Raw genomic sequence first — 24,216 nt, 5'->3', positions numbered from 1 at the left:
CATGACCGTCACCATCGCTCTGCCCTCCAAGGGCCGCATCAAGGAAGGCGCAGAAGAGGCGCTGAAGAAGGCCGGCTTCACGGTCGCCACCAATGGCAACAGCCGCTCCTATCGCGGCGTGATCGCAGGCCGCGACGATATCGAGATCGCGTTTCTCTCGGCGTCCGAAATCGCGCGCGAAGTCGGCAGCGGCGCTGTCGATTTCGGTGTCACGGGTGAAGATGTGGTGCGCGAGAATGTCGCCAATGCCGATGCCCGCGTCGAGATCGTCTCGCGCCTCGGCTTCGGTCAGGCCGATGTCGTGGTTGCCGTGCCGGAAATCTGGCTCGATGTCGATACCATGGCCGACCTCAACGATGTCGCCGCCGAGTTTCGCAGCCGGCATGGCCGCCGGCTTGCGATCGCCACCAAGTTCTGGCGGCTGACGCAGCAGTTCTTCACCGCCACCCACGGCATCCAGCTCTACCGGATCGTCGAAAGCCTTGGCGCCACCGAGGGCGCGCCGATGGCGGGGCAAGCCGATATCATCGTCGACATCACCTCGACCGGCTCGACGCTCAGGGCCAATCACCTGAAGATATTGTCCGACGGGCTGATCCTGCGCTCCGAAGCCTGCTTCGTGCGCGCGAGGAAGGTGGAGCATGAAGGCGATGCGGTGGTTGCGGAAATTGTCGCGGCCATGCGGGCGGAAAGCCTGGCGTGATCTGGGGCGGGCAGTCCTGCCCACGCGCATGACGCGCTTCGCTGCCTATTCGCCGGGTCATGCTCGGGCCTGACCCGAGCATCCAGACAACACGGAGAGCCTGGCCTGAACCCTCGGGTCAAGCCCGAGGGTGATGCGCAAACGAAGGGGAGGTGTTGTAACCCGCTCCCTCGGCATGCTGACAGACGTCAGTCCTTGGCGCGCTCGACGTAGGAGCCGTCCTCGGTGAGGATCACCACGCGGGTGCCGGCATCGATATGCGGCGGCACCATGGTGCGCAGGCCATTGGAGAGCATGGCGGGCTTGTAGGAGGACGAGGCCGTCTGGCCCTTGACCACCGGTTCGGTCTCGGTGATTTCGAGCGTGACCTGGCGCGGAAGCTCGATGGCAATCGCAACGCCTTCATGGATCGACAGGACGACGGACATGCCTTCGGAAAGATAGGCCGCCGCATCGCCGATATCGTCGGGGCTCATGGTGAGCTGGTCGTAGGATTCCGGGTTCATGAAGTGATAGCCTTCGCCATCGGCGTAGAGGAAGGTGTGGTTGTTGTCCTCGACGAAAGCGCGCTCGACCTGCTCGGTTGTCTTCCAGCGTTCGGAAACCTTGACGCCGTCGGCGATCCGGCGCATGTCCACCTGGGTGACGGGCGTGCCTTTGCCGGGATGAAAATTCTGGGCGGTGAGAACGACGTAGAGCCTGCCGTCGACATCGACGACATTCCCCTTGCGCAGCGACGAGGCGATGACCTTGACCATGAAACTTCCTTGCGTTCAAAGCGCGGCCCAAGGCCGCAATCCTTCTTGAATTGTGAGTGCGGCACTAACGCAAATTGCGCCTTAATGCCAGTGCCAAACGCCTCAAAGCGCCTTCGAGACCATGGAAAGCCCGATGAACAAGCCTGATCATGACAAGAGTGCCGCAGTCGAAGCCTGGTGGCAGCCGGATCGCCATGCCGACCGCAGGCCCGCACTTCTGGCCCGCAATCGGGTGAAGGCGGCGATGCGCGCCTGGTTTGACGGCGAGGGTTTCATCGAGGCGGATGTGCCGGCGCTTCAGGTGTCGCCCGGCAATGAAACCCATCTCCACGGGTTTTCGACCACCATGATCGGCAATGACGGCAGCGGCGAGACGATGTATCTCCACACCTCGCCGGAATTTGCCGCCAAGAAACTGCTGGCCGCAGGCGAGGCGCGTCTGGTCTGCTTTTCGCCCGTTTACCGCAACCGCGAGCGCGGGCCGCTGCATCATCCCGAATTCACGATGGTTGAATGGTACCGGGCCCGTGAACCCTACGAGACGCTGTTTTCCGATTGTCAGGCGCTTCTGGCGCTTGGCGCCGAGGCGGCAGGCACCACGGTGCTCTCATGGCGCGGCAGCACCTGCGATCCGAAAGCCCCGATCGTCCGCTTGAGCGTGACTGAGGCTTTCGAGCGCCATGCCGGCATCGATCTGATGGCGACGATCGGGCCGGACGGGGAGGGGCAGGCGGGCGCGCTCGGCGCGCAGATGCAGGCCGCCGGTCTCAGCTTCGGCGCCGATGACAGCTGGTCGGACATGTTCTCCCGCGTGCTGGTGGAAAAGGTGGAGCCGCAGCTCGGCCATGGCGCGGCGACCGTGCTCGACGCCTATCCGGCCTCGGAAGCAGCCCTTGCGCGCCGCAATCCCGCAGATCCCCGCATCAGCGAGCGCTTCGAACTTTATGTCTGCGGGGTGGAGCTTGCCAATGGCTTCGGCGAGTTGACGGATGCGGCTGAGCAGCGCCGCCGGTTCGCAGCCGACATGGCCGAAAAACAACGTATCTACGGCGAGCGCTATCCGATCGACGAGGATTTTCTTGCGGCGCTCTCGATCATGCCGCCTGCAAGCGGCATCGCGCTCGGCTTCGACCGGCTGGTGATGCTCTGCACCGGCGCGAGGCGGATCGAGGATGTGCTCTGGGCGCCGGTTGCACAAGGCGGGGCAGGCTAGCCCACCCCGCCGGAAGGGCAGGCTCTACGATTTTCCGTTGCAGACCTGGCGCGTGGTGTTCGGATCGTCGAGGACGGTCTTCAGCGTGCTGAGCTGCGCACTGCCGCCATTGCGCAGATCCGGCTGGATGATCATCGGCGAGTTCTTGGGCCACCAGTCGCCGCTTGCCCAATAGGCCCAGCCGATCCAGGCATTGGGATTGCTCTCGATGATGTCGACCATCTGCTTCAGGCCCTTCAGGCACTGGAGGTCGCTGGTCGTGCCGAATTCGCCGAGAAAGCCCTGATACCTGTTGGTGTTGAGCCAGTCGGTGAAGCTCTGGATCGCGCTGACCGCACCCGCCATCTGGCTGCAATTGGCGTTCTTGCCGGAATAGTCGCCATCGGCATATTGGTGGACCTCGAAGGCGAAATTGTTGAGCGGATCCTTCACGCCGGTCATGACCGAGGCGTTGGAACTGCCGTAGAAATCCTGGCTCCAGCTGTGGGCGCCAGACCAGGCGGTGCCCGAGACCAGCACGAGATTGCCGGCGCCGATATCCCGGATCGATTTCAGCGCGGCATTGGCCGCCGTCAGCCAGTCCTCTGCTGCGATGTTGTGCGGCTCGTTCATCAGTCCGAAGATGATGTCCTGATCATTGGCAAAGACGGCGCTGAGGCGTTTCCAGAAATCGGCAAAGGCCGTCACCGGCACATTGGGGCTGCCGATCAGCTGGCCGCCATAGCGGGCATAATTGTGTGGGTCGAGGATCACCACCATCTTGTTCGCCCGCGCTTCCTCCACCGTATTTTGAAGACGCGACAGCTCGGTCGGGTCGAGGATGCCGTTGAGCTTCGGCTGCAGCCGTTCCCAGAGGAAGGGGAGGCGGATGGCGTTGAACTTGTCTGCCGCCAGCGAATCAATGGTTTCCTGGGCGGGGTAGATGTAGCCCTGGCCGTATGGGTCGCCGGGCTTGCCGAATTCGGCGCCGGCGACATTGATGCCACGCAGGCTCATCTCACAGTCCGCCGCCATGCCTGCCTGAACGGAGAGGGAAAGTGCGGTCAGCGAGACCGCCGTCGCGTAGAGTGTCTTCCGGAGGGTCGAAAAGCCAAAGCGGCACGGCGTGGATCCTTTCAGACGTCGCATTCAGATATCTCCGGGCAGTCAGGGCAAGGGTTACACATATAGCAGCGTTGCGTGAACAGTAACATAGCGCGCTGGTCGCGCCAGATAAGGCGGCGCGTGATTTTTGATTTTTGCGCGCGAGGGCCTTCCCGTCAGCCGCTGTCGGCAATCGGCTTGTTTGCGTCGCCGACGCAAAAGTGCCGGCTGCCAGGCCATTGTCTGATGTCAGCGAACTGGCGACGGTTGAAAGCGCTGCCGCAACCTTTTAAGACCGTTCGGCTGCCGCGCTCCGCCGCCGCTTGAGAAATGGAAAACGACGATGAATGATTACGTGCTGACGGTGACCTGTCCTTCAACCCGTGGAATCGTTGCCGCGATCTCGGGTTATCTGGCGGCAGAAGGCTGCAATATCATCGACAGTTCGCAATATGACGATCTCGGCACGGGCCGGTTCTTCATCCGGATCAGCTTCATTTCTGAAACCGGCGCTGAACTCGATAGTCTGAGTGAAGGCTTTGCGCGCATCGGCGCCGATTTCTCGATGGATTACAAATTCCATGACGGGTCATACAAGCTGAAGGCGTTGATCATGGTGTCGCGCTTCGGCCATTGCCTGAACGATCTGCTGTACCGCTGGCGCATCGGCGCGCTGCCGATCGATATCGTCGGCGTGGTTTCCAACCACCTCGATTACCAGAAGCTCGTCGTCAATCACGACATTCCCTTCTTCCATATCCCGGTCACGAAGGACACCAAGGCGCAGGCCGAGGCCCGTTTGATGGAGCTGATCGATCAGACCGAGACCGAACTCGTCGTGCTCGCGCGCTACATGCAGGTTCTGTCGGATACGCTCTGCCGCAAGATGATGGGCCGGGTGATCAACATCCATCACTCCTTCCTCCCGTCCTTCAAGGGGGCAAATCCCTACAAGCAGGCCTATCAGCGCGGCGTGAAGCTCATCGGTGCGACCGCCCATTACGTGACGCCCGATCTCGACGAAGGTCCGATCATCGAGCAGGAAACGGTGCGCATCACCCATGCGCAGAGCCCTGAAGACTATGTGGCGCTCGGCCGCGATGTCGAGGCCCTGGTGCTGGCGCGTGCAATCCACGCGCATATCCACCATCGCGTCTTCATCAACGGCAACCGAACCGTCGTCTTCCCGCCTTCGGCCGGCTCCTACGCTTCCGAGCGCATGGGCTGATCTGCAGCCTTTGGCTGTATTTGATTCAATTGATTAGATTTTGGATGCCGGCCCCTTGTCCGGCATCAGCCTGGCGCTATCTCTCATCTGGTGAGAGGATGGCTACACGTTCGTGCAGGCGAGCCGGAAACAAATTCCGCATTTTCGTCCCTTTGTGACATGAATTTGAAGAACATCCCCGATATCTGCAAAATATAAGTCTGGTATTCGTTTTGTCCTTTGGTTAAAACGGCACCCGACGAGCGGATTTATGCCGCTATCAGGAGAGGAAACGACAATGCCCGTTGAGATGCTTACATCGAAAAACAATCAGCACCGTCATCTCATTCGTTCCATGTTTTGTGACTGTCATTCGGTAAATCTTGAAATGTGAATGATCTTTTGGGCGCGCGCTTCGGCGAGCTCTCGAAAAGGATACAATTTCAAGTCGTTATCGCTTCACAATCAGATCCAGGAAGGCCGGCCCAAACCTGATGGCCGGAGGTGCGTTTCATGAAAAAGCAGATGGTCGAATTTGCCGGCCAGTCGGTCGGCATCGTCGTTCCGGAAAACGGAAGGCTGAAATTCGTCGCGGTCAAGTTCCATGTGCATGGTCTTGATGGCGGCCTTTACGAGACCATGGACGAGCTGCGCCGGGCAATTCGCGCGCATGTCGAGGATTTCTACCGCAACGGCTCGAAACAAGCGCTCGCAGGCTGATTTTTTACTCAAATACCGTTGAGTTGCCGTGGAACAAGCGGCATGCTTGCACGTTGTTGAAGAGTGCGAATTTTCATATTTTAAGGAGTTCATGATGTCTGCCGAAAAGACCACCGGCGCCCCGACGGGCAAGACGACCGAAGCTGATATTCAGGCGCAGATCGATCAGCTTCGCGGCGATATCGCGGAACTGACCAAGTTGATCGGCTCGCTCGGAAACCAGAAGGCTTCCGAGGCGCGCGCAAAGGCCGAGCAGTTTAAGGACGAGGCAATCCGGACCGGGCAGGACGCCTATGACCGTGCCCGCGATGAAGCGCTTTCCTTCGAGGAAGATGTTGAAGATCACATCCGTAACCGTCCGCTTCAGTCGATTATGATGGCCGCCGGCTTCGGCTTCCTGATGGCGCTGCTGACGCGTCGCTGATGATGGATCGTCTCATATCACTGGTGGCGACCGCGATGGCTCTCGACGGTCGCCTCGTCGCGCGTTCTGCCAAGCGGAATGCGATCGTCAGTGTTATCCTGGTCTTCCTGTTTCTGTCCGCCTTTGTCAGCGGCGTTGCCGCGCTTGCGATCTACCTTGCCGAAAGGCTTGGCCCGCTTGGTGCAGCGCTGACCATCGCGATCGCCTCTCTCGCCCTTGCCCTGTTCGTCCTTGCCTATGGCATGATGATGAACCGGATGGAGCGCCGGCGTTTCCGGGCGGCCAAATATGCGACCGAGGATATGCTGCAGAGCGTTGCCGGCGTTGTGCCGACGATCATCCGCGAGAAGCCCATTTCGGGCATGGGTGCTGTCGCAGCCCTCGCTTTCGTGATGATGCGCGCCTATCAGAAGAAATAGCCGGTCGCCTCAGCGTGCACCGGAAGGCCCATGCGGCTTGATCCTGCTTTGGCGGGAGGAGAAAAATCATGACCATGAATACGATCAACGGCATTCCGCAGATGGGTTTCGGAACCTGGAAGCGGAAGGGGAATGAAGCTTACGATACCGTTCTGGCAGCGCTCGAGGCCGGCTATCGGCATATCGATACCGCTCAGGCCTATGACAATGAAAGCCAGGTCGGTCAGGCGATCTCGGATTCAAGCTTCACCGGCAGCGACATCTTCGTCACGACCAAGGTCTGGATCGACAATTACGGGCCTGCCTCCTTCCGTCCCAGCGTCGAGGAAAGCCTGGCGCGGCTGAGGCTCGACAAGATCGACCTGTTGCTGCTGCACTGGCCGGGACGCAAGGATGGGCCTGCATTCGAGGACTATATCGGCGAGCTTGCAACAGTCTATGACGAAGGTCTGACGGAGCGGATCGGCGTTTCGAACTTCACGATCGATCTGATGGAAAAGGCGGCCAAGCTTCTTGGCGACCGCAAGATCTCCGCAAACCAGGTCGAATGCCATGTCTTCCACCAGAACCAGAGCGTTGCCGATTATTGTAAACAGAACGAGATCGCGTTCACGGCCTACTCACCCCTTGCCCAGGGCAAGGTCGTGGGCAATCCGATCCTGAAGGAAGTGGCCGAAGCGCACGAGACGGGCGAAGGCGAGATCGCGCTTGCGTTTCTGATGGCCGAAGGCCATGTCGTGATCCCGACGTCGTCGCGGCCCGAGCGCGTCCGCTCCAATCTCGAAGCGGCATCGATCGCGCTTTCGGGTGAGGAAATCATGCGCATTCGCGAACTCGATGCAGGCATGCGAATGATCGATCCGGAATGGGCTCCCGAATGGGACTGAGCTGGCAGCACTCCGGGATGAATGCTGCCAAGATATTGAAATTGTTATCCAAAAACAATTTTCAGGATTGAAGCCGACGGCAAAATACGTCAGCCTTGCTCATTGTCAACGACAATGAGGTGGATCATGAAAATTGCTTCGGACTTCGAACTGCAGCTTGCCGGCTACGGACTTACGACCGCGCATATCCTCTACCGCCTGCCGGATTTCGAAAGCCTGCTCCAGACCTATGTCTGGCAGGCCTACGATCTCGCGCCGGACTTCCCCGAGATGCACAAGTTTCTCGACTTCTGGAAAGAGAAGCTCGATGGGCCGTTGCATTCTGTCCGCTATGCCCACAGACGGCTGATCGGCCCCAATGAATGGCGGCAGGTTTCAGGGGAATTCACGATCCACTGATCACTCGCCCGCGTCGATGACAGCCTGCAAGTTTTCCTTTGCCGACATCATCTGGCCGATGGGGCTGATTGCGACGATGTCGTCGATCCGCTCTTCACCGTTCTCCTCGACCATCGAGAAACGGGCGGTGGAATAGGCCTGGTATTCGTCCGCATCTCCGGCGCAGGCGAGCGTCTGGAACCGCGCGGTGACATGGAACACGTCGCCAACCGGTTGCGGCTCGGAGATCGTCACATTTTCGAGCGGGCATCCGTCCTGCGCATTGGTCACGACATCATAGTCGAAGGGCGAGCCGGTCTCCTCGGCAAAGCCGGTCCTCATGGCTTCCGCATAGCGCGTCTGGAAATCCTTGCTGAACAGACGCGACAGGCGATCCTCGGTAAACAGAGGCTCATAGACCGCGCCCTCCGTGGCCCAGTTGTTTTCGGTCACGGTCATGACTTCGCGAACCGGCTCAGGCGGCTCCGCGGCGAGAGCGGGAGAGGCGAGAAAGAGGGTTGCGATCAGGGCTTTGAAAGACATTGGAACGGCCTCCTGCTGGCGAGTGTCATTCCACACTATCCTTCGTCATGCCTTCAGTCGACCCGCTCCAGCACCAGAGGCCGGGTGGAGGGCGGATTATTTCCGATGGTGATGGCGTCGCTGAGCGTCGCGGCGGCGGCCTGCCAGCCATCTTCCGTGGCGGCATGGACAAGGGCGAGCGGTTCTCCCTCCTCGACCCACGTCCCAAGCGGCTTCATCATGGAATAGCCGACGCTGTGATCGATGCGGTCGGATGGCCGCTTTCGCCCGCCGCCGAGCGATACGACGCTTAGCCCGATTGCCCGCGCGTCCATTGCGGTGAGATAGCCGGAGAGGGGTGCCGCGACCGCACGGATCACATTGGCCTTCGGCAGATAGAATTGCCACCGTTCGACGAAATCGGACGGGCCGCCAAGGCCTGCCACCATCCTGCCGAAAACTTCCAGCGCCCTGCCGCTTGAAAGGACCTCACGGGCGATGTCGCTCGCGCTTTCCCGGCTGTCGGCGAGCCCGGCATTGGCGATCATCTCCGCGGCGAAGGCAAGTACCACCGTTTCAAGCCGCGTTCCGGCTTTCTCGCCGCTGAGGAAAGACAGCGCGTTTTCGATCTCGACCGCATTGCCGACCGCATCGGCGAGCGGCTCGTTCATGTCGGTAACGAGTGCCGTGGTCGGAAGACCCGCTCCGTTTGCGACCTGCACCAGAAGGCGGGCAAGGGCCCTGGCGTCATCCGGCTCGGCCATGAACGCGCCGTTGCCGAACTTCACGTCGAGCACCAGCGTCTGAAGCCCGGCGGCAAGTTTTTTCGACAGGATCGAGGAAACGATCAGCGGCATGGATTCGACCGTCGCCGTGACGTCGCGGATGGCGTAGAGCCGCTTGTCGGCCGGCGCGAGTTCCGCCGTCTGGCCGATGATCGCGCAGCCGGTGTCGTTTATGATCCGGCTGAGCGTGGCTTCGTCAGGAGCGATATTGTAACCCGGTATCGATTCCAGCTTGTCGAGCGTGCCGCCCGAGGCACCGAGGCCGCGTCCCGAGATCATGGGCACGGCAAGGCCGGCGGCTGCTGCGATCGGGGCAAGCATCAGCGAGACATTGTCGCCGATACCGCCCGTTGAATGCTTGTCTGCGATCGGCCGATCAATGCCGGGCCAAGAGAGAACATGGCCGGAATCGCGCATGGCAAGCGTCAGGGCCACCGTTTCGGCCGCGTCCATGCCGCGGAAGAAAACGGCCATGGCAAAGGCGGCGGCCTGCGCTTCGGACAGCGTCTCGTTGGCAAGCGCGTCGACAAAGACGGAGATCTCCTCACCCGAGAGCGTCAGCCCATCGCGCTTCCGGCGGATGATTTCCTGGGCGAGCATGGCTCAATAGCCGCTGCCGGCAGCCTTCGAGGGCCTGCCTGCGAGAACGTCCTGAATGTCGTTCAGAAGCCCCGAGGCGCCGAAGCGGAAGGTTGTGGGCATAACCCAGCCTTCGCCCATCACCGTCTCGGCCAGACTCAGATAGAGCTGGGCGTCGCGCACCGAGGATATGCCGCCTGCGGGCTTGAAGCCGACCTTGCGGCCGGATTGGCGGATGGCGCCGAGCATGATATCCGCCGATTCCAGCGTGGCGTTGACCTTCACCTTGCCGGTCGAGGTCTTGATGAAATCGGCGCCTTCGGCAATCGCGATTTCGGCGGCCTTTCGGATCAGGCCGGCATCGGAAAGTTCGCCCGTCTCCAGGATGACCTTGAGCTTGACCGGTTCACGGCAAACGCTCCTGACGGCGCGGACCATGTCGGTCACGGCGGTCTCGTCGCCCGCGTTCAGCTTTGCGTAAGGGATCACCAGATCGATCTCGTCTGTGCCGTCGCGGATCGCCTGTTCGGTCTCGGCCTCGACGTCCGCCACCGGCATCTCGCCCGACGGGAAATTCACCACGGTCGCAATCTTGATCAGATGGTCGGGCCCCAGCATCTGGCGTGCGAGGCTGACGAAGCGCGGCCAGATGCAGATCGCCGCCGGCGTGCCGTAAGGCGTATGGGCACGCTCCAGCAGCGCCTCGATGTCCTTTTCCGTGCAGTCCTCGTTGAGGTTGGTCAGATCGAGGAGCGAAAGCGAGACGGACGCTGCTTCCTGAAGCGTGTGATGTTTCATGGCCTACTCTCTCCTGCCAATCATGGCCTTTACGATCGCTGCAAGCTTCTCGCCCCCGATCGGCGCCATCTTCTTGGTTTCACCGTGGCCGAGTTCGCTCTGGTCCATGCCGGCGCCGAAATTGGTAATGACGGAGGCTGCCGATACCTTGAGGCCCAGAAACCGCGCGAGTATGACCTCTGGGACGGTCGACATGCCTACCGCGTCGGCGCCCAGTATCCGGGCCATGCGGATTTCAGCCGGTGTTTCGAAACTAGGTCCTGAAAACCACATATATATGCCTTCCGCAAGTTTTATGTCGAGCGCGCGCGCTGCATGGCGCATCGCATCGGCGGCTTCGCGGTCATAGGCATGGCTCATGCCGGTGAAGCGGCGGTCGGACATTTCACCGATCAGCGGGTTCATGCCGGAGTAGTTGATATGGTCGGTAATCAGCATCACCGAGCCCGGAGGCACGTCCTGATGGAGCGATCCTGCGGCATTGGTCAGAAACAGGTTCTCGACGCCAAGTGCTGCCAGCGTCTCGAGCGGCAGGCGCATCGCCGCCGCATCGCCCTGCTCGTAATAGTGCACGCGTCCGGAAAGAACGATGACGGGCGTGCCGGCGAGATAGCCGGCGACGAGACTGCCGTGATGGCCGCTGACGGCGCCCTGCGGAAAGCCCGGCAATTCGGAAAAGGCAAAGCGCCTGGCATCTTCCAGCTCGTCGGCAAGGCCGCCGAGGCCGGAGCCGAGGATCATCGCATGGCGCGGCGAAAAATCGCCGAGCGACTGCTTCAGCAGGAGCGCTGCCTCGGTCATCCTATGTTCTCGGTCTCGAAGGCGTGGGGCAGCAGCGCGCCGACGGTCACGGTCTCGCGCACGCCGGTATCATCGCACAGATAGACTTCGGTGCCGGCGTCGGAAAACTCCGCAAGCTTCTGGCGGCAGCCGCCGCAGGGCGGGCAGAGCGCCAGGCGCGGTGCGTAGACGGCAACGGCCTTGATGCTGGTTGTGCCGCCCATGACCATCTGGCCGATCGCGACGCCTTCGGCGCAGATGCCTTCAGGGTAGGCGAGATTTTCGACATTCGCACCGGTATAGATCGCGCCGTCTGCGGCCAGAATGGCGGCGCCCACAGGGAACTTGGAATAGGGCGAATAGGATTTCCCGCTTGCCGTGCGGGCAGCATCGAAAAGGTCGTTCGGGCTTGCCATTACCGTTCCTTGGTGTAGGGCACGCCGCCTGCCTTGGGCGGGCGCGCAGTGCCGATGAAGCCTGCCAGCAGAACGCAGGTGAGGATATAGGGCATGGCCTGGAACACCTGGACCGGCACTTCGCCGATCAGCGGCATCGACTTGCCCTGCATGAAGTTCGAGAAGGCATCGAGGAAGCCGAACAGCAGGCAGGCAAACATGACCGGCACGGGCTTCCACTTGGCAAAGATCAGTGCGGCGAGTGCGATATAGCCCTTGCCGGCCGACATGTTGCTGATGAAGGACGCCGACTGGGCAATGGCAAGATAGGTTCCGGAAAAGCCGCAGAGCAGGCCTGCGAGGATCACCGCGCGGTAACGAAGCCATGTCACCGAAATCCCGGCGGTATCGACCGCGCCCGGATTTTCGCCGACGGCCCGGAGCCGGAGACCGAAACGGGTCTTGTAGACCACCCACCACACGATCGGAACGGTGGCGAAGGCGATGTAGACGAGGATGTTGTTGCCGGAAATGACATCGGAATAGAGCTTGCCGAAAAAGCCCATCTGGCTTGCCGCTTCCGAACCCGGAAGGTCGATGCCGGTGAAGCGGGCGGAGTTTTCAAGCTGCGGCGTCCGCCCGCCCTGGCGGAACCAGGCATTGCCGAGAACGACGGTGAGACCCGCTGCAACGAAGTTCAGCGCGACGCCTGAAACGATCTGGTTGCCGCGCGCGGTGATCGATGCATAGCCATGGACAAGGCTGAAGACAATCGAGATCGCGATACCGCCGAGAAGGCCGAGCCACGGAGAACCCGTGTAATAGGCGACCACTGCGGAGGCGAAGGCGGAGGCGAGCATCTTGCCCTCGAGCCCGATGTCGAAAATGCCCGACCGTTCGGAGAAGAGACCGGCGAGTGCCGTGAAGATCAGCGGAATGGACAGCCTTACGGTGGAGCCGAGCATGCCGACGATGATGTCTGTATACTGCATGGCTCAGACCCCCGCCGCCAGCTGTCGTCTTGCAAATACCCTGACAAGTGCCGGGCGGTAGAGGAACTCCAGCGCGCCGGCAAACAGGATGACGAGCCCCTGGATCATCACGATCATGTCGCGGGTGATCTGCGGCATCATGAACGATACCTGCGCGCCGCCCTGGTAGAGAATGCCGAACAGGATGGCCGCCAGGACGATGCCCAGCGGATGGTTGCGGCCCATCAGCGAAACGGCAATGCCGACAAAGCCTGCCCCGCCGACGAATTCCACCTGCAGGCGGTCTGCCGATCCCATCACCACATTGAGCGCCATCATGCCGGCAAGGCCACCGGAGAGCAGCATGGTGATGATCACGGTCCGGGCATAAGGGATGCCGGCATAGGTGGCGGACGATGCGCTGAGGCCGAGGGCGCGGACCGAATAGCCGAATTTCGTGCGCCAGATCAGGAACCAGACCGCAACGCACATCACCAGCGCGATCAGGAAAGAGACGTTGAGCGGCGCAGGGCCGAGCCTGGAGCCGAACATCGCCATCAGCCAGTTGAGGCTCGGAAGCTGGCCGCCGGGCAGGAAGCCGCGGGTTTCGGGCGACATCGCGCCCGCAGGCTTCAGCACATGCACCAGCAGGTAGACCATCAGCGCCGCGCCGATGAAATTGAACATGATCGTGGTGATCACGATGTGGCTGCCGCGCTTGGCCTGAAGCCATGCCGGAATGAAGGCCCAGGCCGCGCCGAAGATCGCGGCGCCGAGAACGGCAAAAGGCATCGTCACATACCACGGCAGGTATTGATCGAGTGCCAGTGCCACCAGCGCGCAGCCAAGGCCGCCCACATAGGCCTGGCCCTCGGAGCCGATGTTGAAGAGCCCTGCGTGATAGGCCATCGCCACGGAAAGCCCGGTGAAGATGAAACTGGTGGCGTAAAACAGCGTGAAGCCGATGCCCATGCCGCTGCCGAGGGCGCCATTGATGAGAATGCCGAAGGCTTCCAGCGGGTTCTGGCCGATCATCCAGATCACGAACCCCGAAATCACCAGCGCGGTAACGAGGTTCAGGAGCGGCATCAGAAGAAAGGAAACCCAGGAGGGCAGGGGCGTGTTAGCGGCGCTCATGTCGACCTCAAGATGCTATCCCGGCCATCATCAGGCCGAGTTTCTGTTCATCCGCTTCCGGTGTGGTCTCGCCGACATTCTCGCCGGCGAACATCACCAGGATGCGATCGGAAAGCGCGCGGATCTCGTCGAGTTCCACGGACACGAGAAGCACCGCCTTGCCGCTGTCGCGCATGTCGATGATGCGGCTGTGGATGAATTCGATCGCGCCGATATCCACCCCACGGGTCGGCTGGCCGACAAGCAGGATGTCCGGGTCGCGCTCGATCTCGCGCGCCACCACGATCTTCTGCTGGTTGCCGCCGGAAAAATTGGCGGTCTTCAGCATCGGGTTCGGGGGGCGGATATCGTATTTTTCTATCCGTGCCTTGGCGTCTTCGAGGATCGCCTGACGGTCAAGCACGCCGCCGCGGCCATACGCGTCGCGGTGATGATAGCCGAGAATATTGTTCTCCCGCTCCTCGAAGGGCAGGATCAGGCCCATATGGTGGCGGTCTTCCGGAATGTGGGCGACGCCGATCTCCCGCATCTGGGCGGGATCGGCATGGGTAATCTTCTTGCCCTCGATCCAGATCTCGCCCGAATGCGGCTTGCGGATGCCCGACAGCGCCTCCAGAAGCTCCGACTGGCCATTGCCGGCAACGCCTGCAATGCCCACGATCTCGCCCTTGCGGACATCGAAGGAAACATTCTTCACCATCGGCACGCCGCGTCCGTCGTGCACGGTGAGATTGCGGACCGAAAGGGCGACCTCGCCCGGATTGGCCTCGCCCTTTTCGACGCGCAGCAGAACCCTGCGGCCGACCATCAGTTCGGCGAGTTCCTCGACGGTGGTTTCGGAGGTCTTGCGCGTTGCCACCATCTCGCCGCGGCGCATGACCGAAACATTGTCGGTGATCGCCATGATCTCGCGCAGCTTGTGGGTGATCAGGATGACGGTCTTGCCCTGTTCGCGCAGCATGCCGAGAATGCGGAACAGATGGTCTGCTTCCGCCGGCGTCAGCACGCCAGTCGGCTCGTCGAGGATCAGGATTTCCGCGCCGCGGAACATGGCTTTCAGAATTTCCACGCGCTGCTGCAGGCCGACGGGCAGTTCCTCGATCACGGCATCGGGGTCGACTTCGAGCCCGTATTCGCTTTCAAGCCGCTTCAGTTCCTTGCGGGCAGCGCTCGCGCCTTTGCCGAGCAGCGCTCCGCCTTCGGCGCCAAGCATGATATTTTCCAGCACGGTGAAATCTTCCACCAGCATGAAATGCTGATGCACCATGCCGATACCGGCATCGATGGCGACATCCGTGTCGGCGATCACGAGCTTTTCGCCGTTGACTTTGATTTCGCCGTTGTCGGCCTGGTAGAAGCCGTAGAGGATCGACATCAGTGTCGATTTGCCAGCGCCGTTTTCGCCGATGATGCCGTGTATGGTGCCCTTTTCAACCGTAAGGTTGATATCCTTGTTGGCCTTTACCGGTCCAAAGCTCTTGTCGATGCCGATGAGTTCGATCGCGGGGTTCAAATGCTCTTAAACTCCAACAGAAGATGAGGCAGCCTGCGCAAGGGTGCTGCCAAGATGCCGGTGCCACGGCTGCCGGATGTGAAAAGCCGGGCGTCGGCTTGGTTGTCCGACGCCCGGCTTCTTCAGATCAATAGGGGCAGGTGTTGTCGACCGAGTAGTCGTGAACCTCGATCTCGCCGGAAACGATGCCTTCCTTGGCCTTTTCGACCGCGGCCAGCATCTCTTCGGTGATCAGCGGCTTGTTGTCGTCGTCATAGGCCCAGCCCACGCCGTTTTCGGCAACGCCCAGGCTGTTGACGCCGGCCTTGAACGAACCGTCCTGGCTGCCCTTGAAGGCGTCATAGACAGCGTTGTCGACGCGCTTGACCATCGATGTCAGCACCGAACCCGGATGGACGTAGTTCTGGTTGGAATCGACGCCGATCGAATACTTGTCGGCATCGGCCGCAGCCTGGAGAACGCCGAGACCGGATGCGCCGGCTGCCGCATAGATCACGTCGGCGCCCTGGTCCATCTGGTTCTTGGTCAGCTCGCCTGCCTTGACCGGGTCGTTCCAGGCGGCGCCGGTGGTGCCGACGAAGTTGGTGACGACCTTGACGTTGTCATTTGCCGCATGCGCGCCCTGCGCATAGCCGCAGCCGAACTTGTGGATCAGCGGAATGTCCATGCCGCCGACGAAGCCGACCGTGCCGGTTTCCGATTTCATCGCGCCGAGAAGGCCGACAAGGTAGGAACCCTGTTCTTCCTTGAAGACGACGGACTGGACGTTCGGCGCATCGACGACGTCATCGACGATGTAGAACTGGGTGTCGGGGAACTGCGGCGCGATCTTTTCGACGGCCGATTTCCAGGCAAAGGACAGAGCGACGATCGGGCTGAAGCCCATCGACGCGAAGTTGAGGATCGCCTGTTCGCCCTGGGCGTCGCCGGTCGGCTCGAAGTCGCGGTAGTCTACGCCGGTATCGGCCTTGAACTTTTCCGCGCCGTTGTAACCGGACTCGTTGAAGGATTTGTCGAACTTGCCGCCGGTGCCGTAAACCAGCGCCGGCTTGAAATCGGCGGCCAGTGCGGTGGTCGACATGGCGGCTACAGCCATAAGGCTCAAAATCGTCTTTTTCATATTGCAGCTCTGTTCCCTGTGCGTGAAAACCTGAAATCCCGGCCGATATCCGGGAAGGTTGCCGGCGCTTGACGGCCGGCCCTGCTGTCATGGTTGCACGGCTCACACAAAATTTCACCACAAAATTTGCCCGAAGGGTAAAAATACGGAACAGTGCGGGCCTTGCCTGGGGACAAACGAAAAGGGAGCGCTAGGGCTCCCTTTTCCATATGCTTTTCAAGCGGCTCCGGCAGGTCAGCCGATCGGGCAGGAAACGCCTGTGCCGCGCAGCCCGCAATAGCCCGCGGGGTTTTTCGCCAGATATTGCTGGTGGTAATCCTCGGCCGGATAGAATTCCTGCGCGCGGGTGATCTCGGTGGTGATGACGTCGCCGCGTCCGCTGTCCTTCAGGGCCTGCTGGAACCGGTCGCGGACCGTCTCGGCAAGCTCCATGTCCTCTTCGCTTTCGAGATAGATCGCGGAGCGGTAGGTGGTGCCGATGTCATTGCCCTGGCGCATGCCCTGGGTCGGGTCATGGGCCTCGAAGAAGATCGCGAGCAATTGTTCGAGGCTGACCTCGGTCGGATCGTAGACGACGCGCACAACTTCGGTGTGGCCCGTGAGGCCCGTGCAGGTTTCCTCATAGGTCGGGTTAGGCGTGATCCCGCCGGAATAGCCGGCGACCGTCACGTAGACACCCGGCGTCTGCCACAAAAGCCGCTCAGCGCCCCAGAAACAGCCCATGCCGAGCATGACTTCCTTCAGGTGGGCAGGATAGGGCGGGGCAAGGCTGCGCCCGCTGACGAAGTGTTCGCGCGCCGTGGGGATCGGTTCGGAACGGCCGGGAAGCGCCGTCTCCGTGGTCGGCAGCGTGGTCTTTTCCTTCTTGAAGGTCGAGAGAAACATGTGATTCTCCTTTGATCGAGAGCGCCGTGCCTTTCACGCATCCATTGCGACGGCCGGCGAAACATGGCCAATAGATAGGCATGGAAACGCCTTCAGACAAGCAGCGGTTCCGGGGCAAAGGCCCAAACGCTGCGATCAGCGCGGCCATCGCGCCAGTCATTTCAGAAATCTGACAAATTCGGGTTGATCATCGCCCGTTCATCGGTATATATCGCGCCGTTCCCGCCGCTTCACGAAGCTGGCATTGGAAGGACAGGTGGCCGAGTGGTTGAAGGCGCACGCCTGGAACGCGTGTATACGGGAAACCGTATCGAGGGTTCGAATCCCTCTCTGTCCGCCATTAAACTTTATAGCTCATGTTAAATTTCGTCTTAATATCAATCTCTTAGACTTTTGTGCCGTTTACTGCCTTACGCGATTCTTCATTTCTGCTACACGATGTGCTACACATTCTGCTCCACTTTTCTGACGGGAGCATGCGATGCCGCTTATGCGAAGAGGATCGGTATTCTATATCCGGCGGCGTGTCCCGAAGCGCTTTGCGCCGGTCGAAAGTCGTAGCGAAATCTGGCTGAGCCTCCATACTGATTCCGAGACACAGGCCAAGGCCAAGGCACCGTTGATATGGGCCGAGCAGATCGAAGCCTGGGAAGCCCGACTTGCGGGCGATACCGATGATGCCGAGGCGCGGTTTCAGGCAGCTGCAGAACTGGCCCAGCGGCGCGGCTATCGCTATCTCACGGCAGAGAAGGTCGCCCAACTTCCCAGAGCCGAACTGCTGGAGCGCATCGAAACCGTAGCAGACCAACGGCACGCGCCACAGGAAGCGGCCGCTTTGCTGGGCGGCGTTGCCGAACCTCTCATTTCGGTCGAGCGCGCCCTCGAACTCTACTGGCCGCTGGCGAAAGATAGAATAGTTGGCAAGAGTGAAGATCAATTGCGCCGATGGCGCAACCCTCGGATCAAGGCCGTCAGGAATTTCATCTCGGTTTGCGGAAACCTTCCCCTGAACGAAATTTCCGGCGACGTCATGCTGGATTTTCGTGCGTGGTGGGTGGAGCGGGTCGATATCGAGGACATATCGCCCGACACAGCCAACAAGGACTTCATGCATCTTGGCGACGTGCTCAAGACTGTGAGCCGCATGAAGAGACTGGGTCTCGTTCTGCCCTTCACGGATATTGCCCTGAAATCCGGCGAGGCCAAGACCCGGCCACCTTTCTCACATGCCTGGATCCGGGATCAGTTATTGCGGCCTGGCGCGCTTGACGGGTTGAATGAGCAGGCGCGGGCAATTCTTCTCGTCATGATCAATACCGGCGCAAGACCGAGTGAACTTGCAGGCCTCACTCCAGAAGAGATCCATCTAGATGCCAATATTCCTCACATTTCGATCAAGCCGATCGGTCGGAAGCTGAAGAGCGGCAATGCAAGACGTGTCATACCCCTGATCGGCGTTTCTCTTGAGGCCATGAGGCCGTTCCCGGACGGCTTTTCAAGGTACCAGACGCGTTCGGCGGGCCTGAGTGGTACGGTGAACAAGTTTCTCAGGGAAAACGGTTTGTGTGAAACAGCAGAGCACACGCTTTATTGCCTGAGGCATTCCTTCGAGGATCGCATGCTGGCCGCTGGCCTTGACGAGCGCATCCGCCGCGATCTGATGGGGCATGCCCTTAATAGAGAGCGCTATGGCGCCGGAGCGAGCCTGAAGCAATTGAGTGATCTGTTGCAGCCATTGGCATTTTGAGCGATCAAGTGTTGCAGGTAGCTCAAGGTTTTGCAGGTACCATTTCTTTCTGACGCAGGACTGCGCGGGCGCGGGCCATTGTGTCGGCACGGTTTCTCTCCAGCTCGATCTCACGCTCCAGGCGTTCGAAGATCGGTAGGTAGACGGGATCATCGATCATGAGCGCGGCGATGGTCTCGATGGCGGTTTGCAGCCGCTCGCGTTCCGATGCCGTTGCTGCCGGGCGACGGGCGAAGCGAGGACGAGCAACTGATCGCTCCCGCACCGCCTCACTTTCGGCATGGCTTTCCCGTTCTCGCGCCATAGGCTGCAAGTCACTTCTATCGATGGAGGACATGCCTCCGCTGTTGCTGATGGAGGCATAGTACCCGATCAGAACAACAGATTTCCAACGGAAATCAGCTCGGAAATGTGGACAAGTGTATGATTTTATACGGAAAAGTCCTAACGCATTAGGAGTCCGCTATTTTGGGCTTATGTCGAGCAAGATGCGCTTGGGCAGAATGGCATGCTCGCAGATTGTGATGTGCGAGATCCGGAGCGCCCCAACGATCAGTCTCCGTACCGAAGGCCCGGCTTACCGCCATCGCAGGCAGGACATCTGCGCAGGTGAATGTCTGATCCGTTCGCACCATAATTGTGTCCGCAACGGCCGCAGCAGAGCTGGTAGATGCGCTGATTATGGTCTGTGCCGGGAAGACCGGTATCTGCAATGACGATCTGCCCATTGCGATTGCGATAGCCGGGACGCGTTGTCTTGGCATGTCGGTGTTGCTGCTGGCGTTCTGGATGCTGCTGGTGCATCCGCTCAGGTGCTGGCTTTGCGGTTTGGCGACGAGGATGCACTTTCCTGTCGGGCATCGCTTCCTCCACGCCAATGATCCACCCCTCATGTTTCGCCATTGTGCGAGCCCGATCAGATAGGTCAGGCTGGAGCGAGTTAACAAGTGTGCCTTGCTGGTCGGCGTCGCGCAGCCAGGATGCGATCGCGAAGGCGTCGTGCTGATCTTCGGTTCGATCGGCCCTGTCGTATTGGCTGGCATAAAGGCGGGGATAGGCTTCCACGAGACAAGAGCGTCCTGAGGGCACCTCCCAGCCATCGAAAGGCCAGATGTGCAGTTCCGGACATGCTTGCCGGATCTGCCTGAGAAACGGCAGGCCGCTATGGGTCGACTTTGCGACTTGGCCGGGGACGTCGAAATGAAAGACCGATTTAGCACGCGAGGCCTGTTCGCAAAGCCGCCGCCAACGCCGCTCGCCGGATCGCATGGCGCCGTTGCCGAAGCTGCCAAACCGCACGAAATCGACATAGAGGTTCGGTTCATCGAGGGGCCAGTGAAGGCTAAAATCGTCGAGAAACGCATCCCAGTCCGGTGCGAGATCGTGCCGCCTGAAATAGGCATCGGGGAAGGAAAAGGCATGATCGATCCCGACGATTGTCGGGAGAGGTTCGTTGAGGCGATCAATCAGCCAGGACGTCATGCGCCGACGCGACCAGTGCTTTGCGGCTCCCGAAGGAGGCAGGACCTCGGCCGCTTCGGCGCCGTCTTCGGACATGAAGACGCGCAAGCCCTTGAGGCTTGAATCGGCCGTTTCAGCTCCCGAATAGTCGATCCCGATCGTGCGTCGAAACTGCATCCACTGAGGTCCCTGGGCGTCTTTTTTGAGCGATTTGCCCATCGATCAGTACACCCGTGAAGCTAACGAGAGCAACATTCCAAGGTTGTGTTTCGACTTTGAATGCGGACTGCGAAAACATCCATTTCTCGGCTTGAAGCACACGAAAAAGCGAGAATTTCCGTCAACGCTTTCAAAGCCTGGAGTGCCTGTTCTGACCTCGCCGAAACTTTTTTCCAAAAGCTGTTTTGGTTTTTCGCAGAAATCGCTGACCATAAAGATCAAGGCTCCGCAAAGCACCGGGGGCGAAACCCGGCGACCGCTCTGGCCTTTCTGAGAGGATAGTACGATGGCGAGACCGCGTAAAGCAGAAGCTGAGATTGCCAGAAGACGCGAGATCCAGGTCGATGATGCGACATGGGCGGCCTTGAAAAAGGCAGCAGCTAAAGGTGGTATTTCGATATCCGAATATGTCCGCCGCTGCTGCAGTCAGCCTGGGGCAAATCCGGCGGATGGTGCTCGCATTCTGCCGGCCATACAGGCGGTCGAGATCGCGCTCGGCGAGGTTGCCGCGGCGCTGCGCGGTCAAGGGCATGCGGCGATCCCAGACCTTCTTCTGGAGCTTGTTGCAATCGAACGGCTCTGCGCGGACCTGCAGCGTCAGGGAGGGGGAAGATGATCTTCGGCTTTTCTCCCCATACCGGGAGCACGATCGATAGCGAGGTGCTGCGAGCCATCATCTACTACCTGCAGAAGATGGTGAGAAAGAACCTCGAGGGAAAGCGTGTCACGATCCGTCGCGATCCTGCACCGGAGCTTCTCCTTGGTCAGGCCGACCCGATGCGCGATCTCGTGCGCTCGCTGCGCAACAAGCATCGCTACAGCGCTATGACGATGTCCTTTCTCGCCGATGATATTCCGGTCCCTGCTTTCAACGCCGGAGACCGGGTGTTGCGTGATCAGGTCGGCAAGGCGCTGCGGCTCTTCAATGAGGTTGCCTATGCCGGGGTACCGCGCGCGGCGCGCTTCCAGCCGCTTGTCGGCACGCACACCCATACTGGTCGGCTCGAAGTGAATATTCTGATGCCGCGCGCCGTCTGCGCTTCGAACGGCAAGCTGCTTTCCTATAACCCCCATCCGCCGAGAGAAGGCAGCAGGCAATTGTGGGATGCGTTTCGTGACACGCTGAACGGCAGGTTCGGGTGGAGTGATCCACTGGAGTATGAGCGCAGGCGCAAGGTTATCCTGGCGGACTGGATATTGAAGCAGAGAAGCGAGGCCTGGAGAAATCTGGTCTTCGGAAAAGGCCTGCAAAGCTCCGAAGTCGCCACCTTGGCCGAATACCAGGGCGAAGGTGGTGCGCGCAACCGCGATACGATATTTGCCAATATAGCGGCGGAACTGGATGGGCTTGAAGTTATCAGTTTCGATCCACAATCGGTGACGATCTACGATCCGATAGCCGACCGCCCGATCACGATCAGCGGATATTGGATGTCGAAGGATTTCGACGATGGAAAGCCGTTTCTCGGCATGAGCGAGGACGCGTATCGGGCAGAGCGCGCGGCAAAGCTTGAACGGGCGCCGCGCCAACTGCTCGAAGGCATGCAAAAGCGGGCCGAGATGAATGCCGAGCGCTATGGATATCCACCAGAGCCCGTCCCTGATCCAGAAGACATTCTCGCCGGACCCGGCCTTCCGCTTCCGTCCTGTCATCCAGAATTCCTCCCCGGAGCACGTCATGGAAAAAACACTGAGCCTAATGGAACGAGAATTGGTCGCGTGCCTGAAGCAACGCGAGCAGGAGCAGGCATCGCGGATATCGGCGCTGGAGGCAGAGGTCAAAGAGCTGAAGGCGGATTTGAAGGCACTGACGGCCTGGCAGACGAAAATGATGCCGTCACTCCTGTACCTCAGCCAGATTTCGACCCCCGAAAGTTCCTTGCCGGACTGAAAAACCATCTGGGCATGATGGCGGACCGTTTGCGGCACAACCAGGCAACAGTTCTGTTGCTTGGCGAACTGGAGCGAGTGGGACTTGAGCGTTTCAAACGCATTGCCAAGACACTGGAGATGATCAATGAACGAACAAAACGCGCCTCTCAAAAGCGATCCCGAAATGCTGAAAGCCCTGATGACGATCTCATCTTTGGCGGGGCCACTGCAGCGAATGATAGAGCAGATGGAAAAGCCGAAGGTCGGCGACCGGCTGATGGAGTTCACGCAAGCCGTGGAAGCGATCGCCGTTCAACTGGAGGTGTTCAGCAAGACGGTAGAAAACGAGATGGAACTCCACGAAGTGGTCCGGGCAATTGGCTCGGTCGTCAAGCACCAGCACGCCGAACTGAAGAGGCTGAACGCCAACGTGGAGAAGATCCTCGCAGCACTGGGTCAACCCTTGGCGGAACGACAGCCGAGTTGAGCCGCGCGGATCTGATACGAAGAGTGTTGAGTTTGAAGGATCGCACGAACATTCATCCACGCATCTCGTTCGTTCATCATGAAGGCAGGGAATGGCTTCGCTTCGACACTGAGGACGGTCATGTGCTCTATGATGGCGAGACATTAATGGATTTTGATACTGATGGCATGCCGCTGTCATTGCGTTCCGAGCCGGAACCGGATTCTTTCGACAACGACAATGAGATTGATGACGACAACGACATAGATGACGGGCCGGGGTTTTAAGGCTGCAATTGGCCCGGGTGGTGCTCGGGGTGCTGGAGATTTTGACGCGCGCGGGAATTTCCAAAACGAGGATATTCCGTCAGCGATTTTTGCCGGCAGTGCGAGCTTGATTGAAGGCGGAAAACATCCCGAAAACGCGAATCTAACTGAACGATTTTGACATCGTCCTGCCGCTCGCGCGGGTGTCCGCGAAAGATTTTGATCCAGCCGAGTTGGTCTTTCGTGTCAGCAATGGTCGCGAAATCTTTTTTTCTGAAAAATATTGGTTTGGTTTTTTGGGCGCTCCGCAGGGTGAAAGCTCCGACTAACTTTTTTTCAGAAAAAAGGTTTTGATCTCCTTCGCGCCAGTTCCCGAGCCATTTTCTTTCGATAAATTTCAGTTTTGGGCTCTCGTCGAATTTTTTGCCCAAACTTTTTTCTGAAATAATTTACCTTTGGCTTTTCTGGCCCCCGGCGAGGGGAAAACGCCGACTAACTTTTTTCAGAAAAAAAGGTTTTGGTGTCCTGTGCGCCGGTTTTCGACCATTTTCTTCCAGAATTTTTGCGGCGGGCTCTCCGCCGCGCCCTTTTTTCCAAACCTTTTTTTCTCGAAAAAAATACTTTCGGGTTTTGTGCGGAGAATGTTGGCGGAGTGCCAACTAACTTTTTCAGAAAATTTAGTTTCGTACACCACGCGGCATCGCTCAGCTTCCAACCTTCGCGGGATCGGCACTGCCGATGCAGGCGCACTCTCTCTTTATTCTGAGTCTGTTTCCGCCTTGGGCGGAAACCTTCCAGCGTTGGCGATTGCCCGCGGAGCGGGATGGTGGCTGGAAGCGGCATGCGGCTTGGCCGCATGCTCTTGCGGGGTTGATCGAACCCATTGCCGACGCCGGCGTCGGCAATGG

Annotated in this window: 27 protein-coding genes, 1 tRNA gene and 1 pseudogene; 13 read left to right on the top strand and 16 right to left on the bottom strand. The window is 59.8% G+C overall.

What is annotated here, in order from left to right; all coding sequences use genetic code 11:
• Window position 1 precedes the first annotated feature (1 nt).
• Window positions 2-703, top strand: coding sequence for an ATP phosphoribosyltransferase (gene hisG, locus HPQ62_RS07855; protein ID WP_174801995.1), 702 nt, complete (start codon window positions 2-4; stop codon window positions 701-703).
• A gap of 188 nt (window positions 704-891) precedes the next feature.
• Here the strand turns inward: hisG and efp are convergent, their stop codons facing one another.
• Window positions 892-1,461 (bottom strand): elongation factor P, encoded by a 570-nt coding sequence (gene efp, locus HPQ62_RS07850; protein ID WP_174801994.1) that lies wholly within the window; start codon window positions 1,459-1,461, stop codon window positions 892-894.
• Window positions 1,462-1,594: 133 nt separating this feature from the next.
• Between efp and epmA the strand changes: the two genes are divergently transcribed.
• Window positions 1,595-2,674 carry an EF-P lysine aminoacylase EpmA gene (gene epmA, locus HPQ62_RS07845; protein WP_174801993.1) on the top strand — a complete coding sequence of 360 codons (1,080 nt, stop codon included), beginning with the start codon at window positions 1,595-1,597 and terminating at the stop codon, window positions 2,672-2,674.
• A gap of 24 nt (window positions 2,675-2,698) precedes the next feature.
• Here epmA and HPQ62_RS07840 read toward each other — a convergent pair whose 3' ends face one another.
• Window positions 2,699-3,802, bottom strand: a complete 1,104-nt coding sequence (locus tag HPQ62_RS07840) for a glycoside hydrolase family 5 protein (protein ID WP_174801992.1) — start codon at window positions 3,800-3,802, stop codon at window positions 2,699-2,701.
• 298 nt (window positions 3,803-4,100) lie between these two features.
• Between HPQ62_RS07840 and purU the strand changes: the two genes are divergently transcribed.
• From purU to HPQ62_RS07810, 6 genes are all read left to right on the top strand, one after another.
• Window positions 4,101-4,985, top strand: a complete 885-nt coding sequence (purU, locus tag HPQ62_RS07835) for a formyltetrahydrofolate deformylase (RefSeq protein ID WP_174801991.1) — start codon at window positions 4,101-4,103, stop codon at window positions 4,983-4,985.
• 492 nt (window positions 4,986-5,477) lie between these two features.
• Window positions 5,478-5,684, top strand: coding sequence for a hypothetical protein (locus HPQ62_RS07830; protein ID WP_174801990.1), 207 nt, complete (start codon window positions 5,478-5,480; stop codon window positions 5,682-5,684).
• A 94-nt stretch (window positions 5,685-5,778) separates the two neighbouring features.
• Entirely contained in the window at window positions 5,779-6,108 is a 330-nt protein-coding gene (locus tag HPQ62_RS07825; protein WP_244629608.1) for an ElaB/YgaM/YqjD family protein, read from the top strand.
• On the top strand, window positions 6,108-6,527 hold the full coding sequence (locus tag HPQ62_RS07820; RefSeq protein WP_174801988.1) for a hypothetical protein: 420 nt from the start codon (window positions 6,108-6,110) through the stop codon (window positions 6,525-6,527). Before HPQ62_RS07825 ends, HPQ62_RS07820 begins: the two co-directional genes overlap by 1 nt.
• Window positions 6,528-6,595: 68 nt before the next feature.
• A complete protein-coding gene (locus HPQ62_RS07815; protein ID WP_174801987.1) occupies window positions 6,596-7,414 on the top strand; it encodes an aldo/keto reductase in 819 nt (272 codons plus the stop codon).
• A gap of 126 nt (window positions 7,415-7,540) precedes the next feature.
• Entirely contained in the window at window positions 7,541-7,813 is a 273-nt protein-coding gene (locus tag HPQ62_RS07810; protein WP_174801986.1) for an usg protein, read from the top strand.
• Here the strand turns inward: HPQ62_RS07810 and HPQ62_RS07805 are convergent, their stop codons facing one another.
• The 10 genes from HPQ62_RS07805 to msrA form a co-directional block, all read right to left on the bottom strand.
• Window positions 7,814-8,335: a hypothetical protein gene (locus HPQ62_RS07805; protein WP_174801985.1), complete on the bottom strand. Its 522-nt coding sequence runs from the start codon at window positions 8,333-8,335 to the stop codon at window positions 7,814-7,816.
• Between the two features lie 53 nt (window positions 8,336-8,388).
• Window positions 8,389-9,699: a thymidine phosphorylase gene (gene deoA / locus HPQ62_RS07800; protein WP_174801984.1), complete on the bottom strand. Its 1,311-nt coding sequence runs from the start codon at window positions 9,697-9,699 to the stop codon at window positions 8,389-8,391.
• 3 nt (window positions 9,700-9,702) lie between these two features.
• Entirely contained in the window at window positions 9,703-10,476 is a 774-nt protein-coding gene (gene deoC / locus HPQ62_RS07795; RefSeq protein WP_174801983.1) for a deoxyribose-phosphate aldolase, read from the bottom strand.
• Between the two features lie 3 nt (window positions 10,477-10,479).
• The gene (locus HPQ62_RS07790) at window positions 10,480-11,277 is read right to left on the bottom strand and encodes a purine-nucleoside phosphorylase (protein ID WP_174801982.1); all 798 of its coding nucleotides are present in this window, start codon (window positions 11,275-11,277) and stop codon (window positions 10,480-10,482) included.
• A complete protein-coding gene (gene cdd / locus HPQ62_RS07785; RefSeq protein ID WP_174801981.1) occupies window positions 11,274-11,672 on the bottom strand; it encodes a cytidine deaminase in 399 nt (132 codons plus the stop codon). The genes HPQ62_RS07790 and cdd overlap by 4 nt, the downstream gene beginning before the upstream one ends.
• Window positions 11,672-12,643, bottom strand: coding sequence for an ABC transporter permease (locus HPQ62_RS07780; RefSeq protein WP_174801980.1), 972 nt, complete (start codon window positions 12,641-12,643; stop codon window positions 11,672-11,674). Before HPQ62_RS07780 ends, cdd begins: the two co-directional genes overlap by 1 nt.
• Before the next feature lie 3 nt (window positions 12,644-12,646).
• The gene (locus tag HPQ62_RS07775; protein ID WP_174801979.1) at window positions 12,647-13,759 is read right to left on the bottom strand and encodes an ABC transporter permease; all 1,113 of its coding nucleotides are present in this window, start codon (window positions 13,757-13,759) and stop codon (window positions 12,647-12,649) included.
• Window positions 13,760-13,766: 7 nt separating this feature from the next.
• Window positions 13,767-15,272 (bottom strand): ABC transporter ATP-binding protein, encoded by a 1,506-nt coding sequence (locus HPQ62_RS07770; protein ID WP_174801978.1) that lies wholly within the window; start codon window positions 15,270-15,272, stop codon window positions 13,767-13,769.
• A 127-nt stretch (window positions 15,273-15,399) separates the two neighbouring features.
• Window positions 15,400-16,392 (bottom strand): BMP family lipoprotein, encoded by a 993-nt coding sequence (locus tag HPQ62_RS07765; RefSeq protein ID WP_174801977.1) that lies wholly within the window; start codon window positions 16,390-16,392, stop codon window positions 15,400-15,402.
• A gap of 234 nt (window positions 16,393-16,626) precedes the next feature.
• The gene (msrA, locus tag HPQ62_RS07760) at window positions 16,627-17,277 is read right to left on the bottom strand and encodes a peptide-methionine (S)-S-oxide reductase MsrA (RefSeq protein WP_174801976.1); all 651 of its coding nucleotides are present in this window, start codon (window positions 17,275-17,277) and stop codon (window positions 16,627-16,629) included.
• A 250-nt stretch (window positions 17,278-17,527) separates the two neighbouring features.
• Here msrA and HPQ62_RS07755 point away from each other — a divergent pair.
• The 3 genes and pseudogenes from HPQ62_RS07755 (at window position 17,528) to HPQ62_RS07750 (ending at window position 19,024) form a co-directional block, all read left to right on the top strand.
• Window positions 17,528-17,617, top strand: a tRNA-Ser gene (locus HPQ62_RS07755).
• Window positions 17,618-17,758: 141 nt separating this feature from the next.
• Window positions 17,759-17,920: pseudogene (locus tag HPQ62_RS21220) on the top strand (DUF6538 domain-containing protein); the annotation flags it as partial.
• A gap of 192 nt (window positions 17,921-18,112) precedes the next feature.
• On the top strand, window positions 18,113-19,024 hold the full coding sequence (locus tag HPQ62_RS07750) for a tyrosine-type recombinase/integrase (RefSeq protein WP_244629607.1): 912 nt from the start codon (window positions 18,113-18,115) through the stop codon (window positions 19,022-19,024).
• 22 nt (window positions 19,025-19,046) lie between these two features.
• Here HPQ62_RS07750 and HPQ62_RS07745 read toward each other — a convergent pair whose 3' ends face one another.
• Together HPQ62_RS07745 and HPQ62_RS07735 are read right to left on the bottom strand one after the other, a co-directional pair.
• Window positions 19,047-19,361: a hypothetical protein gene (locus HPQ62_RS07745; protein WP_174801974.1), complete on the bottom strand. Its 315-nt coding sequence runs from the start codon at window positions 19,359-19,361 to the stop codon at window positions 19,047-19,049.
• Window positions 19,362-19,576: 215 nt separating this feature from the next.
• Window positions 19,577-20,704: a hypothetical protein gene (locus HPQ62_RS07735; protein WP_206678056.1), complete on the bottom strand. Its 1,128-nt coding sequence runs from the start codon at window positions 20,702-20,704 to the stop codon at window positions 19,577-19,579.
• A 286-nt stretch (window positions 20,705-20,990) separates the two neighbouring features.
• On the opposite strand from HPQ62_RS07735, the gene HPQ62_RS07730 reads away from it, so the two are divergent.
• Entirely contained in the window at window positions 20,991-21,320 is a 330-nt protein-coding gene (locus HPQ62_RS07730) for a hypothetical protein (RefSeq protein WP_174801973.1), read from the top strand.
• Entirely contained in the window at window positions 21,317-23,329 is a 2,013-nt protein-coding gene (locus tag HPQ62_RS07725; RefSeq protein ID WP_174801972.1) for a hypothetical protein, read from the top strand. Before HPQ62_RS07730 ends, HPQ62_RS07725 begins: the two co-directional genes overlap by 4 nt.
• Here HPQ62_RS07725 and HPQ62_RS07720 read toward each other — a convergent pair.
• Both HPQ62_RS07720 and HPQ62_RS07715 read right to left on the bottom strand, forming a co-directional pair.
• Window positions 23,326-23,739, bottom strand: coding sequence for a hypothetical protein (locus tag HPQ62_RS07720; RefSeq protein ID WP_174801971.1), 414 nt, complete (start codon window positions 23,737-23,739; stop codon window positions 23,326-23,328). The two genes, HPQ62_RS07725 and HPQ62_RS07720, sit on opposite strands and share 4 nt — an antisense overlap.
• 61 nt (window positions 23,740-23,800) lie before the next feature.
• On the bottom strand, window positions 23,801-24,216 hold a 416-nt coding region (locus HPQ62_RS07715), incomplete at its 5' end, for a hypothetical protein (RefSeq protein ID WP_174801970.1).

This window comes from Martelella limonii (assembly GCF_013344475.1).
Lineage (GTDB): Bacteria > Pseudomonadota > Alphaproteobacteria > Rhizobiales > Rhizobiaceae > Martelella > Martelella limonii.
The sequence above is the reverse complement of the archived record's forward strand: the minus strand, read 5'-3'. Positions and strand labels throughout refer to the sequence as shown.

Excerpts from the sequence above, each read along its gene's own strand:
- hisG (WP_174801995.1), top strand. The coding sequence starts at position 2 with ATGACCGTCACCATCGCTCTGCCCTCCAAGGGCCGCATCAAGGAAGGC.
- efp (WP_174801994.1), bottom strand. The coding sequence starts at position 1,461 with ATGGTCAAGGTCATCGCCTCGTCGCTGCGCAAGGGGAATGTCGTCGAT.
- epmA (WP_174801993.1), top strand. The coding sequence starts at position 1,595 with ATGAACAAGCCTGATCATGACAAGAGTGCCGCAGTCGAAGCCTGGTGG.
- HPQ62_RS07840 (WP_174801992.1), bottom strand. The coding sequence starts at position 3,802 with ATGCGACGTCTGAAAGGATCCACGCCGTGCCGCTTTGGCTTTTCGACC.
- purU (WP_174801991.1), top strand. The coding sequence starts at position 4,101 with ATGAATGATTACGTGCTGACGGTGACCTGTCCTTCAACCCGTGGAATC.
- HPQ62_RS07830 (WP_174801990.1), top strand. The coding sequence starts at position 5,478 with ATGAAAAAGCAGATGGTCGAATTTGCCGGCCAGTCGGTCGGCATCGTC.
- HPQ62_RS07825 (WP_244629608.1), top strand. The coding sequence starts at position 5,779 with ATGTCTGCCGAAAAGACCACCGGCGCCCCGACGGGCAAGACGACCGAA.
- HPQ62_RS07820 (WP_174801988.1), top strand. The coding sequence starts at position 6,108 with ATGATGGATCGTCTCATATCACTGGTGGCGACCGCGATGGCTCTCGAC.
- HPQ62_RS07815 (WP_174801987.1), top strand. The coding sequence starts at position 6,596 with ATGACCATGAATACGATCAACGGCATTCCGCAGATGGGTTTCGGAACC.
- HPQ62_RS07810 (WP_174801986.1), top strand. The coding sequence starts at position 7,541 with ATGAAAATTGCTTCGGACTTCGAACTGCAGCTTGCCGGCTACGGACTT.
- HPQ62_RS07805 (WP_174801985.1), bottom strand. The coding sequence starts at position 8,335 with ATGTCTTTCAAAGCCCTGATCGCAACCCTCTTTCTCGCCTCTCCCGCT.
- deoA (WP_174801984.1), bottom strand. The coding sequence starts at position 9,699 with ATGCTCGCCCAGGAAATCATCCGCCGGAAGCGCGATGGGCTGACGCTC.
- deoC (WP_174801983.1), bottom strand. The coding sequence starts at position 10,476 with ATGAAACATCACACGCTTCAGGAAGCAGCGTCCGTCTCGCTTTCGCTC.
- HPQ62_RS07790 (WP_174801982.1), bottom strand. The coding sequence starts at position 11,277 with ATGACCGAGGCAGCGCTCCTGCTGAAGCAGTCGCTCGGCGATTTTTCG.
- cdd (WP_174801981.1), bottom strand. The coding sequence starts at position 11,672 with ATGGCAAGCCCGAACGACCTTTTCGATGCTGCCCGCACGGCAAGCGGG.
- HPQ62_RS07780 (WP_174801980.1), bottom strand. The coding sequence starts at position 12,643 with ATGCAGTATACAGACATCATCGTCGGCATGCTCGGCTCCACCGTAAGG.
- HPQ62_RS07775 (WP_174801979.1), bottom strand. The coding sequence starts at position 13,759 with ATGAGCGCCGCTAACACGCCCCTGCCCTCCTGGGTTTCCTTTCTTCTG.
- HPQ62_RS07765 (WP_174801977.1), bottom strand. The coding sequence starts at position 16,392 with ATGAAAAAGACGATTTTGAGCCTTATGGCTGTAGCCGCCATGTCGACC.
- msrA (WP_174801976.1), bottom strand. The coding sequence starts at position 17,277 with ATGTTTCTCTCGACCTTCAAGAAGGAAAAGACCACGCTGCCGACCACG.
- HPQ62_RS07745 (WP_174801974.1), bottom strand. The coding sequence starts at position 19,361 with ATGTCCTCCATCGATAGAAGTGACTTGCAGCCTATGGCGCGAGAACGG.
- HPQ62_RS07735 (WP_206678056.1), bottom strand. The coding sequence starts at position 20,704 with ATGGGCAAATCGCTCAAAAAAGACGCCCAGGGACCTCAGTGGATGCAG.
- HPQ62_RS07730 (WP_174801973.1), top strand. The coding sequence starts at position 20,991 with ATGGCGAGACCGCGTAAAGCAGAAGCTGAGATTGCCAGAAGACGCGAG.
- HPQ62_RS07725 (WP_174801972.1), top strand. The coding sequence starts at position 21,317 with ATGATCTTCGGCTTTTCTCCCCATACCGGGAGCACGATCGATAGCGAG.